This window comes from Anaerolineae bacterium, from assembly GCA_014360855.1.
Lineage (GTDB): Bacteria > Chloroflexota > Anaerolineae > JACIWP01 > JACIWP01 > JACIWP01.
In genome coordinates, this window is record JACIWP010000080.1 from 1 (window position 1) to 11,893 (window position 11,893).

An 11,893-nucleotide genomic window follows, 5' to 3' on the forward strand; every position below is an offset into this window, starting at 1 on the left:
AGTTCGGCGTCGAGCTGATTGACAAATACCTGACCCCTTATTACGAGTGGCTGAAGATCACACGCGAGGAATTCCTGGCGCTCGGCCGCATCAACCCCAACAACTGGCAGGAACCGTTCAATATGGCCGTGCTGGCCCTGCGCCTCTCCGCCTTCCGCAACGGCGTCAGCAAACTGCACGCCTCGGTCTCCCGGCGCATGTGGCAGAACCTGTGGCCCGGCCTGCCGGAGGACGAGGTGCCCATCACCTCCATCTCCAACGGCGTGCACATCCCGAGCTGGACCTCGTTCGACATGGCCGAGCTGTACGACCGCTACCTGGGGCCGGCCTGGCGCACCGATCAGGCCAACGGCGACCTGTGGAAAGGGGTGGAGCAGATTCCCCTGGAGGAGCTGTGGCGCACCCATGAGCGCCGGCGCGAGCGGCTGGTGGCGATAGCCCGCCGGCGCCTGCAGGAACAACTGCGCCGGCGCGGTGCCCTGCAGAGCGAAATTGACGAGGCCGGCGAGGCGCTCAACCCTGCCGCCCTCACCATCGGCTTCGCCCGCCGCTTCGCCACCTACAAGCGGGCCGCCCTCCTGCTCAAGGACCCGGAGCGCCTGAAGCGCATCCTGCTGAACCCGGAACGGCCGGTGCAGATCATCTTCGCCGGCAAGGCGCATCCGGCGGACGGCCCGGGCAAGGAGATCATCCGACAGATCGTGCACTTCGCCCGCCAGGAGGACGTGCGCCGGCATGTGGTCTTCCTGGAGGATTACGATGCCAATCTGGCCCGCTACCTGGTGGCCGGCGCCGACGTCTGGCTGAACACCCCGCGCCGGCCGCGCGAGGCCAGCGGCACCAGCGGCATGAAAGCCGTCGCCAACGGCGTGCTCCACGTCAGCACCCTCGACGGCTGGTGGGATGAGGCATATTCCAAGGATGTCGGTTGGGCCATCGGCCAGGGCGAGGTATATACCGACGAGGCCTATCAGGACCAGGTCGAGGCCGAGGCGCTCTACGACCTGCTCGAAAAGGAAATCGTCCCGCTCTTCTACGAACGCGGGCCGGACGATGTGCCGCGCCGTTGGGCGGAGCGCATGCGCCGCGCCATCGCCCAGCTCGTGCCGTACTACAACACCAACCGCATGGTGCGGGAATACACGGAACGCATGTACCTGCCGGCCCATGAACACTTCCGCCGGCTCTGCACCGATGAAATGGCGCGCGCCCGCGAGCTGGCCGCCTGGGTGGACAAGATGCGCAAGGGCTGGGGCCAGGTATGGATCCGCTCCGTCGAGACCAGCCGTGACCTGGAGCGCATCGGCGTGGGGGAGCAGTTCGACGTGCACGCCGAAATCTTCCTCGGCGAGCTGGCCGTTGAAGACGTGCTGGTGGAGCTGTACTTCGGCCGGCTGGACCCGGATCGCGGCATCACCGAGCCGCAGGTCGTACAGATGAAACATGCCGGCGTGCATGACGACCGCCTCCACGTGTTCCAGAGCACCGTCACCTGCACCCAGAGCGGCCGCTTCGGCTACACGGTGCGGGTGCGGCCGGCGCATCCGGACCTGCCTGACGCCTTCCTGCCAGGAATGATTATCTGGGCGGTGTAAGGGGCATGGAGAGCTAGGAGGTGTGACCATGCGCACATCCCTGGAGCCTGCGTACTCTCCCTGGGTATCGCACACCACCTGGCGCACCATCAGCGCCGTGAACCTGGCGCTCGGCATCCTGTTGTGGGTCGGATATCTGACCGATCTGTCGCTGGCCGGCACGATCGCGGACTGGGTCTTCCCTTTGCTGGTTGGGGTGCTGGCGTATTACACCTTTTTCGCCGCGCCGTACTATGCGCCGGCAGACATGCGGACCTCGGTGCGGCGCGCCTGCATCCCATCCCTGGCCGGCGGCGCGGCCTTTGTCCTGGCAGCAGTGCTGATGCTGGTGCCGCCCTTCACCTTTGACACGCTGGAATATTTCGCCGGCACCGCCATCGAACACCGCATCGAGAGCGCCGTCTCGCCAGGAGGGACATACACGGCCGAGGTCGCGCTGCGCGGCATGGGCGCCCTGCCCGGCCAGCAGGGCGAGCTGATCGTGCGGGTCAAACCGCGGCTCTTCCCGCTGATCGAGCGTGACCTGGCCGTGTATCGGGTGCAATTCACTAACGCGCGGGTGCCGGCCTACCTGTCCTGGAAGGATGCGCGACGGCTCGAGTTCGCCGCGCTGGAGCAGACATGGGACGCCGGCCAGGTTCTGCTGGCCCTGCCGCCGGCCCTCGAAGGGCCAGGCCGGCCCCTGGCAGTGCTCGCCGGCCGGCCGGTCGAGGTGCGCGAAGTGCCGGCGCTGACCGACGGGGAACGCACGGTCCCGCGCGGCGGCTTCTGCTGTGTCGGGCCGCTCATCATCCCGCTGATCTTCCCGCCGGTGGTGATCTGGGGCGGGCGCAAGCGCCGGCGGGAGCCGGCTCCCTGGGACGACAGCGGCACTCCCTGGCCGTGACAGACAGAAAGGATCGTATAGCGTATGGACGTGCTCATGGACCCGAAGGTACTGCTGACCTTCCTGGCGACGGCGGCGGTCGCCGGCCTGATAATCTGGCTTCTCTCGTGGAACTGGCGCCGCCGGCTGGAGAAAGCGCTGGAGGAACAGCGCCGCCAGCAGGAAGGCACCGTCTCGCGCCTCTTTGACTCCTTGGCACACGATAAAGAGGAGCTGGCGCGCAAGTACGAGGAAATCATCGCCGAGAAACAGGCGCGCATCGAGGCCCTGGAGAAAGAGGTGACGCGCCTGCGCGACCGCCTGAGCCAGGGAGGACTGTTGAGCCTCTTCGGACGCGGCCAGCGCGAGGCCGTCAGCGCGCTCCTGCTGGAAAACGAACAGCTTCACGAGCAGATCGCGCGCCTGCAGGAGGAAATGCGCGACCTCGTCGGCGACCTGACCGGCAAGCTCATGGAGCGGCTGGAGAAACAGTACCAGGAGAGTGCTCGGGCCGTGCGCTATAAGCAGGCTCTGCTCTCCACCTTTCTACAGCAGGAGGAGGCGCGGCAGTTGCTGGAGCGCATGCTGGCGGAGGGCCGGCTCCTGCCCGCCGGCGAAGCGCCGGCCGCCCCTTCTCCACAGGACGAGCACCCCGCGGATCAGGCTCAGGAATAACCCATGACACTGCTCATTCGCTCCGCGCGACATGAGGATAAGCCGGCAGTGTTGGAGCTCACCCGCGATATCTGGGAGGGGCACGATTACCTGCCGCGCGTCTTCGACGCCTGGGTGCAGGTCCCCGCCGGCCATTTCTACGTCGTCGAGGTGGATGGCAAATTGGCCGGGCTGGGGCGCGTTTCCTTCCCCGACCCGGACGAGGCCTGGCTGGAGGGCGGTCGGGTGCACCCCGAGTATCAGGGGCTTGGCCTGGCCAGCGTGCTCTTCGCCTATCAGATGTTCGTGGTGCGGCGCAGTGGGGTAACCGTGGCGCGCTTCTGCACCGCCAGCGATAATGCCCCTGTTCATCATCTGGCAAAGGTGCACGGCTTCCGCCGGCTGGCGGACTGCTCGCTGTGGGAGGCGCCGGCGGGCGGCACGTTCGAGGCACGCCGGCTGGACGCCGGCGAGATCCCGACTGCCTGGGAATTCATCCGGGAAAGCCCCTGGTACCGCTTGACCGGCGGACTGCTGTGTGAGGGCTGGGTCTGGTATCGGCTGAGCCTGGAGCGGCTGTCGGCGCGCCAACAGGCCGGCCAGGTCTGGGTCTGGCCGGCGGAAGGCGCGTGGCGCGGGCTTCTCATCGCCTCCGAGGACCTGGAATATGGGGATGTCACCTGCGGCTTCATCGCCGGCGACCAGGAAGCTATGATACATTTGGCGGAGTCCCTGCGCGCCTGGGCCGTCGGCCGCTCCGAACATGTCGAGGCGGTCATCCCCGAGGCGCTGGAGGATGCGCAGGCGGCATTCGGGGCCGGCGGATACGTCCTGTTCACCGACCTGAAGCAGTCCCTGTTCGAGCGGCGAATGCGCCCGTAAGGACAGCTCTCCTGTTTGCCCCTATTCCTCACCCCGCCGCGAGGGCAGTGCCTGCCACAAGCGGTACAACAGCCGGCGCAGGAACGCCGGCAGGCGGCCGAACGCCAGCCGGGCAATGTACAGGGCGCGCTGCCACCACGGGCGCGCCGGCTGGGGCAGGGCCACTCCCCAGCGCACGGCCGCCGCTCCCCAGGTCAGGCCGGCGCCAAACCCCACCAGCACCACCAGGCTCCCATCGTTGATCAGCCCATGGTCAGCGACCTCGCACAGCGCGATGGGGATGGAAGCCGCTGAGGTATTGCCGTAGCGGTACAGGTTGACGAAAAAGGCCTCTTCCGGTAGGCGGAGTTTTTTGCGCGCCGCCTCGATGATGCGCATATTGGCCTGATGCGGGATAACCATGTCGATGGCGGTGAGGGGCAGGCCGGCTTTGCGCATCACCTGTTCCACCGCCTCCGGCAGGATATGGGTGGCGAAGCGGAACACGGCGCGGCCGTCCATGTGGATGGTGTGGGCATGCTGTTCGAGGGTGGCAGGGCTGGCCGGCATGCGGCTCCCGCCGGCGGGAATGGAGAGCAGTTCCGCCCCCGAACCGTCCGCCCCCAGCACGCAGGCCAGCACCCCGCCGGGCTGGTCGGAGGCCACCAGCACCAGCGCGCCGGCGCCGTCGCCGAAGAGCACACAGGTGTTGCGGTCCTCCCAGTTGACGAAGCGCGAGAGCGTCTCCGCGCCGATGATGAGCACGCTGTGCCATTCGCCGGCAGTGATGCCCATCTGCGCCAGGCTCAGGGCATAGATGAAGCCGGAACAGCCGGCGCTGACATCGAAGGCCGCCGCCTTATCCGCGCCGAGCGCCGCCTGCACCAGGCAGGCGGTGGCAGGGGTCAGATGGTCGGGCGAGATGGTGGCGACGATGATGGCATCCAGTTGGCGGGGGGAAAGGTGGGCGCGGGCCAGGGCGCGGCGGGCCGCCTCCACCGCCATGGTGGCAGTGGATTCCTTCTCGCCGGCGATGCGCCGTTCCACGATGCCGGTGCGCGAGCGGATCCACTCATCGGTGGTGTCCACCATGTGCTCCAGGTCCTGATTGCTGAGCACCTTGGCCGGCGCGTACATCCCCCACCCCGCGATATGCGCATAGGGGCTCATAGGCCGCTCCAACCCATAATAGTTCTGATGATACGGGGATCAGGCATAATGCCGGAAGACCAGGCAGGCATTATGTCCGCCGAAGCCGAAGGAATTGGAGACTACGGCGCGCAGGGGGACCTGGCGTGCTCGCCATGGCACATAGTCCAGGTCACAGCGGGGATCGGGGTTATCCAGGTTGATGGTGGGAGGCACGATGCCGTGGTACAGTGCCAGGCAGGATATGATGGCCTCTACAGCGCCGGCCGCGCCCAGCAGGTGCCCCGTCACCGCCTTGGTGGAGCTGACCATCAGCCGATCCGCCGCCGGCCCAAAGGCCTGGCGGATGGCTGTCGTCTCCATGGCGTCGTTCAGGTCGGTGCCCGTGCCGTGGGCATTGATGTAGTCGACATCCTCCGGGGCCAGGCCGGCGTCCTCCAGCGCCAGCCGCAGAGCACGAATAGCCCCCTGGGCGCTGGGGTCGGGTGCGGCGATGTGATAGGCGTCGGAAGTGGCGCCGTAGCCGACCAGCTCGGCATACACCCTGGCACCGCGCGCCTGCGCGTGCTCCAGCGCCTCCAGCACCAGCACGCCGGCCCCCTCCCCCAGCACGAAGCCGGCGCGGTCCCGGTCGAACGGCCGACAGGCCCGCTCCGGCGCGTCGTTGAAACTGCAGGCCAGCGCGCCCATCTGGTCAAAGCCGGCGATGGTCAGCGGTAGAATGGCCGCTTCCGTGCCGCCGGCGATCATCACGTCCACCAGGCCCAGCCGGATCATGCGCATGGCCTCGCCGATGGCATTGTTCCCCGAGGCGCAGGCGGTGACGATGGCCATATTCGGCCCGCCGAAGCCGTACTGGATGGAAACGTAGCCGGCGCTCATGTCAGCCAGACAGGCCGGCACGAAGAAGGGGCTGATGCGGTCCGGCCCCTCGGTTTCCAGAACCTGGTGGCTCTTCACCAGGCTGTGGATACCGCCGATGCCGCTCCCGATGATGACGCCTACCCGGGTGCGGTCCAAACTGTCCGTCAGAAGGCCGGCGTCCTCGATGGCCTGGCCGGCGGCGTTGACCGCGAACTGGATGGAGCGGTCCAGCCGGCGCACATCCTTGCGGTTCATATAGCGAGCGGGGTCGAATTCCAGCACCTCCGCCGCCACCTGGGTTTTCAGCCCGCTGGGGTCAAAGGATTGAATGCGGCGCACGCCGCTGCGCCCGGCCACCACGGCTTCCCAGAGGCTCCGTACATCTTCCCCCAATGCCGTGACTGCTCCCAGACCGGTGATAACGACTCGCCGGTTCATTACATCCTCCGTGGAATGGGGTGCGCAGTGCGCCGGCCTGTGGACGCCGGCGCACTCACCAGATGATAACCCTAAAGAGGGGAAAAAGTCGCGAACAGAGCCTCAGGGAGCGCTCAATCCGCCGGATGAGGTAATGAGATAGATGAGCACGGCAAAGGCGGCGATGACCGCCAGGGCCAGGCCGGCCAGGATGAGCAGTGGAGCGTATGTGCGGGGAAGTTCGCCGGCGACCTTGCCCGTCTGCCCATTCACCACCACATGCCGTAGCTGATCGCGGTAGCGGTAGCTCAACAGCCAGAAGGGCAGGAGAAGGTGCTGGAAGCGATCAATATTGACCATATGGGTGCTGAGGGAAAGAGCGCGATGGGATTTGCCGGCCAGAAAATCGTCGGCAATGCGCCGGCGCGCCATGTGCGCCACGCGCTCGCGAGCGCGGATGGAGGCATCCGCCAGGGAGATTTGATACAGCTCCGCCGGCCAGCCGGCCAGCTTCTCCTCCGCAAAGGGTTCCAGCTCGTGCAGGTCAAAATCCATGGCCTGCTCGAGCAGGCCGGCCGGCACGGTCGTAGAGGCCGGCACCAGCACGTTCTCCTCGAAAATGGACAAGGCATCCGCGGTGGGCTTCCATTCGGGACCGCTTTGCACCAGCGCGTTCCATTTGACCGTGCCGATGAAGTCGAACGCCCAGAAGGGCAGATAGGCCCGCCGGATGGAAGCGAGCCGGACGGCACGCCGCAGGTCGGCCGGCACGAACCAGCCCGCCCCCAGCCACTCCTGCACCGCCGCCACAGCCTGCTCCTGCGAGACGCGGAAGGGCAGGATACCGTGCGGAGGGATGACGTCCGGGTCCAGCTCGATGCGAGCTACCTGCGGGGAGCCACAGAAGGGGCAGGAAGCGCTGAACTGTCCTTCGGAAAGGATGATGCGGGCGCCACAGCCGGCGCATTGCACAACATAGGACTGTCTCTGCCAGCGGTGACCAGCCTCTGTCGGGAGGGTGGTCAGGAAGTCCCCTTCCACGACTACATAGCCGGCCTGCACCGCTTCGCTGGGGAGGATAGTGTGGCCGCAGTACTGGCAGATCAAACGGCCTTTCCAGGGGTCGAACCGCATGATGCCGCCGCAGTTCTTGCACACGAAGCGCCGGCTGGACATCGGTTCAGGCCCCGGCGCCGGCCCCGTTTCTTCCGATGCCCCAGGGGCGCGCAGTTGGTCACGGGTGAGCCGGCCCTCCAGAATAGCCAGCTCCTGCCGGGCGGTGGGGTTGGCCGGGTCGAAGATGAGGATCTGCTCCAGATAAGCGCGACGCTCCACCGGATCATCCGCGATCTCCTGGAGGTACAGCAGAGCCTGCACCCGCTCCTCGGGAGAGGGCTGGAGGCGCAGGACGCGCTCCAGGTACAGGCGCGCTTGCTGCTTGTCGCCGGCCTTGGCGGCGGCGATGCCCGTGGTCAGACAGAGGTGCAGGGAATCATCGGTGGAAGTGCTCATCGTCCTTCCGCACCGCTCCAAACAGTGAGATCACGCAGAGGATAGCATGGGGCGCCGGCATTGTCAAGGACATGAGGACAACCCTTAGGTAAAGGATGCAGATTTGTATTCGCCTACGTTTTCAAGTGATTAGCCTTTAAGAAATCATCCACTGTATTAAATGCGTTAAAGAACAAAGGTGTGCCAGCGAAAGAAAGCGGAGATACCGGCCCAATGGTCATGAAAGAATACTCCCTACTTGTTACGTCAAATGAGGAATGAGGATCGCGGAATAACTGGTAAAGATCAAGAGCTTTGCTACGCCCTCCGACCAATTCGCCAAGCGCTTTAAATTCAGTACCCATTCCAAGTCCAAATCCGAAGAAAAAGATGCGAAGTTGTTCCAAGATTTCTCGATGGAGGCTTGAAAGAGTTTGGCTGATAAACATCCACCCAACGCCATATTTGCGAGTAGTTCGTACCGCATCTATAAGAATGCCACGCACAGCCTTTTTCTCCTCGCTTTCGGGATCTTCACGAGGTGCCAATCGATGGGCTTCATCCATGAGAACAAGTGTGTTTAGACTGCGATTTTGTTTATATGCCCCTTCAGCCGCGACTCGAATGCCTTCAAGGAGTCTTTTGATCACTAACGCTTGGATCATGTCATTCCAGAATACCCTATCTCCAGGTGCAGGTGCAAATGACGGGAGCAATGAACCTTGAAGTGAGGAAGAAGGTGCATGCTCCAATGACAGGTCGATCACAATCAAAGGCCTTCGTCCCTGCGCACGGTCGAACAATTTCATGAGCAACGTCTCCACCTTTTGAGCACCGGCTCTATCCTCTCGGAATAGCTGAGTAACTGGCTGCCAATAAGCCTGATAAAAGAGATTCTGATCTGCTTGTTCATACATTGACTGGAAGCGTGCGCGTGAACCTTCTGAACGGTAGAAGACCTTTTGGGTACTGTCATCCCCCAAGATAGCCCAGGCTTTCTGAAAGGATTCGCGAGTATACAATTCTTTCAAGTTGATTTTGCTACGCCGAAGTCGGTCTGCAAGCGTTTCTGCAGCTAGTTGTCGGTTTTCACTCTTTGGAATGCTGAGTTGTTCAAAGAAGGGCGATTCATAAAGGATTTGTGCAAACAAATCCCATCGGTCTAGGACGAGGTTACGCACCTCATATACTTGGCTTGGTTTCTGAAGAGATGAGAGTATTTGTTTCATGGGCAAGCAGAATCGGCCCGGCACAGGCTCTCCTTTGACATCTTTAGCGAATTCTCCTTGAGGGTCAATCACAAGCAGCGCCATCTCAGGATAACGAGCGTATGCAAGGAGTATCATCTTCGCAAGAACGGATTTTCCTGAACCGGTTTTTCCAAAAATACCAATATGGTAGGCCTCGCCGGCCCCCTGGGGGCCCGAGTCGAAGTGTTTAAACCACAGAGGTAGTTTGGGTTTAGAGCCATAGACACGCCCCAGGTAAAACAGTTGGTCCCGATATGGTGACAAGAGTTCGCTGAGAACAGCGTCGTTCACTAAATGAATAGGGGTTCCAGTGGCAGGGACAGTCCCCAAGATGCTCGGGCGGTAACCATCAGAGGAGGAAGAAAAAACAGCGCTAATGGTCATTTCTCCCAGATGTGTATCTTGACGCTCGCTAACCGCATCGACCCTTCCATGCTGACGAATCAAACTTCGCATGGTAGGGTCCTCATGCCAGATGTTACGGAGTTTCACTTCAGTAATTTGACCCAGAGCGTAATGCGGAAAACCGTCTTGGTGGTACCGAAATAAGGCTAGTTCGCCTACTAGTTTTCTGTTCACAGCACTGGCGAGGATGTCAAGAGACATCTCCGTAGTGGATGATGGCGAACCAACTACTCCAATTCTTTCCGCTTCATCTATCATTTGTTCGAGAGTTTTTCGCTCGTCCACCATTTTCATACTCCTGATTCAGTGCGATATCCATGGAGACCTAGGAACACCTCTGAAATGTTACCCTGATATGCCTGGGCAATTTGTTGGCTGGTTACCTGCCGAAAAGTAGGAATAGCTTTCGATAAGTGCTTTACCATACGATCTGCAATATACAGAGGATAGGGTTCCATCACCGCAGGTGCACCACATTGATGACGAACCCCATGAAGTACAGTTGCTAAACGTGCCTGGTTTTTTGCTATTGCTGCGTTCATCTCTAAGCGTATCGCCGGAAGCCAAGGGTATGGTCGATAGTAAACAATTTCAATCTCAGTCAGTAGATGAATAATGTCGTCTGCAACTCTTTGAATCTCATCAGAGAGAGCTGAGGTGTTCAAATGCCATGGATCAGATGGCTGTTCAAGGCGTGTTGGTCTGGTAAACTCACCGGGCTCCAGGAGAAGAGTAAGAAGTCCTCGATCGTCATAGGCAGTAGGCCACTTTAGAATTTTCCCAATCTCTCGCCTCGTAGTGTACTTTGGTACAGCTACCCAATTTCGATCGGTGCGAGTCGAGGCCAGTACCGTAGAATACGCTTCCAGAAAAAGAGATATATCGTTAAGAAAATGCGCCGTAGTTTGTAGATAAGGGGTGCGTTGGCATTGGTTCAATGCCTGATTGAAATAAATGAAGGGTGTTGTTAGTGAGCCGTCAAGAAACACGATCGAGTGGGGAGCCTGTGAGGCCAGCTCTAATTCCATACCGATCATTAACGCTCGTAAGATTGTGCCAGTGTCGGACTCGTGTGTTTCTGTCTCAATCCAGACCAAGTGACGAGGTTCTGGCCAGTAGCGAGTTTCCGAAGGAGGAGTTAAACCCTCGACTGCTACTGCAGCTGCCGCGACCAAGTCTGTGGTCAGTAGACGTTCGATAGCGTAGGAACCATCTATGCCGCAGGTGGTGGGAATAGGAACATAGGGGAGTTCGGTGTCGCGTTGTATCCAGCCCGATCGATGGAGCTGTTCTCGCCATGAAATGCGAGAAGCACGCACTTGTTCGAAATGATCAAGTAATTTTTCGCTCAGCTCCCCGGTCCGTCGGAGTATTTCTTCAACTAATGCACCTGGAAGCTCTCCAAATGGACGATCAATAGATTCTGTCATTGGTTTCCCCTATCCGGATTCAATAACAGCAATTTTTGGATTTCTTCCTTTCGCCAAGATCTCCACCCATCCACACGCTTCGCTCTGGGCAGTAGCCAGCGCTCTCTCCACCAGTCAACCAGGTCTGCAAAAGGAAGATCGCGATACACAGGTTCAGCGTCAGAGCCGTTCATATACGTTTCCAAATTGTCCACCAGACGGAATAGAAATACCTCCCGCTTGACAGAATGGCGGAGAAATTCAGCGGATAATCCCAGTCTCTCTAAAGCTCGAACCATAATTTGCCACTTTCGGCGTGGACCAGTTCCGAATCCCCCTCGCGTCGAGATGCCCTGGCTTTCCAAAAACTCTCGAAACAAAGGGTATAACTCCATCAGATGAAAGATGCCATACCCTTCAGTATAACCAAGGGATTCAGCAATAATGAGATTACGGTAACGCAGGCGGTTGTACAAGCTACTTCGACCAAATGCGCTGGTAGTAGTGAGTGCAACTAGATGAGGAGGCAGGGTTCGCCCCTCCATCTCTGTTTTGCGCCCAGCATATTTTCTCTGATAGGCCAAGCGGATCTCATTTGATGCGGCTGCCAATGCAATAAGTTTCCCCCCCAGCAAGCGAGAATATGGGGGCACCGATCCTAATGTCTGAATATCCATGGTCTGGTTAACCAACTCTGTTTTCCTGCCAGGTGGATAATGAAATAACCGGTCTCTAGCTGGGAAACTGAGCGGGGGAGACTGTAACGCGAGTAACCCAATTAGCTTCTCATTAGAACTATCTATAACGAGGAATCTGAGCCGCCGGCCATAGCCTTTTGAGAATGGCAAAGACCATAACAGTCTAGCAATTCGAAATAGATTATGTTCCGACTTAGAGGTAACTTCTACGAGGACAGGAGAGATACGCTCGGGA

General features: G+C 60.6%; 9 protein-coding genes and 1 pseudogene. 4 read left to right on the plus strand and 6 right to left on the minus strand.

Annotation, left to right across the window (positions count from 1 at the left end):
* The 4 genes from glgP to H5T60_06075 form a co-directional block, all read left to right on the plus strand.
* The coding region (gene glgP, locus H5T60_06060) for an alpha-glucan family phosphorylase (GenBank protein MBC7241992.1) at nt 1-1,595 on the plus strand (1,595 nt) is incomplete at its 5' end.
* 28 nt (nt 1,596-1,623) lie between these two features.
* Nucleotides 1,624-2,481, plus strand: coding sequence for a hypothetical protein (locus tag H5T60_06065; protein ID MBC7241993.1), 858 nt, complete (start codon nt 1,624-1,626; stop codon nt 2,479-2,481).
* A 24-nt stretch (nt 2,482-2,505) separates the two neighbouring features.
* Nucleotides 2,506-3,135 carry a hypothetical protein gene (locus H5T60_06070; GenBank protein ID MBC7241994.1) on the plus strand — a complete coding sequence of 210 codons (630 nt, stop codon included), beginning with the start codon at nt 2,506-2,508 and terminating at the stop codon, nt 3,133-3,135.
* 3 nt (nt 3,136-3,138) lie between these two features.
* Nucleotides 3,139-3,996, plus strand: coding sequence for a GNAT family N-acetyltransferase (locus tag H5T60_06075; protein MBC7241995.1), 858 nt, complete (start codon nt 3,139-3,141; stop codon nt 3,994-3,996).
* 165 nt (nt 3,997-4,161) lie between these two features.
* On the opposite strand, the pseudogene H5T60_06080 reads toward H5T60_06075, so the two are convergent.
* The 6 genes and pseudogenes from H5T60_06080 to H5T60_06105 form a co-directional block, all read right to left on the minus strand.
* A pseudogene (locus H5T60_06080) lies at nt 4,162-5,145 on the minus strand (ketoacyl-ACP synthase III).
* A 39-nt stretch (nt 5,146-5,184) separates the two neighbouring features.
* Nucleotides 5,185-6,426, minus strand: a complete 1,242-nt coding sequence (gene fabF / locus H5T60_06085; GenBank protein ID MBC7241996.1) for a beta-ketoacyl-ACP synthase II — start codon at nt 6,424-6,426, stop codon at nt 5,185-5,187.
* Between the two features lie 102 nt (nt 6,427-6,528).
* Complete coding sequence (locus H5T60_06090) at nt 6,529-7,917, minus strand: hypothetical protein (protein ID MBC7241997.1); 1,389 nt, start codon at nt 7,915-7,917, stop codon at nt 6,529-6,531.
* A 113-nt stretch (nt 7,918-8,030) separates the two neighbouring features.
* Nucleotides 8,031-9,839 (minus strand): ATP-binding protein, encoded by a 1,809-nt coding sequence (locus H5T60_06095; protein ID MBC7241998.1) that lies wholly within the window; start codon nt 9,837-9,839, stop codon nt 8,031-8,033.
* 2 nt (nt 9,840-9,841) lie between these two features.
* Complete coding sequence (locus H5T60_06100) at nt 9,842-10,981, minus strand: DNA double-strand break repair nuclease NurA (GenBank protein ID MBC7241999.1); 1,140 nt, start codon at nt 10,979-10,981, stop codon at nt 9,842-9,844.
* Nucleotides 10,978-11,893 (minus strand): DUF4338 domain-containing protein (locus tag H5T60_06105; GenBank protein ID MBC7242000.1); only part of this gene is annotated, 916 nt, incomplete at its 5' end. The genes H5T60_06105 and H5T60_06100, both read right to left, overlap by 4 nt.

Coding starts and splice junctions, on each gene's coding strand:
- H5T60_06090 (MBC7241997.1), bottom strand. CDS start 7,917: ATGAGCACTTCCACCGATGATTCCCTGCACCTCTGTCTGACCACGGGC.
- H5T60_06095 (MBC7241998.1), bottom strand. CDS start 9,839: ATGGTGGACGAGCGAAAAACTCTCGAACAAATGATAGATGAAGCGGAA.
- fabF (MBC7241996.1), bottom strand. CDS start 6,426: ATGAACCGGCGAGTCGTTATCACCGGTCTGGGAGCAGTCACGGCATTG.
- H5T60_06065 (MBC7241993.1), top strand. CDS start 1,624: ATGCGCACATCCCTGGAGCCTGCGTACTCTCCCTGGGTATCGCACACC.
- H5T60_06070 (MBC7241994.1), top strand. CDS start 2,506: ATGGACGTGCTCATGGACCCGAAGGTACTGCTGACCTTCCTGGCGACG.
- H5T60_06100 (MBC7241999.1), bottom strand. CDS start 10,981: ATGACAGAATCTATTGATCGTCCATTTGGAGAGCTTCCAGGTGCATTA.
- H5T60_06075 (MBC7241995.1), top strand. CDS start 3,139: ATGACACTGCTCATTCGCTCCGCGCGACATGAGGATAAGCCGGCAGTG.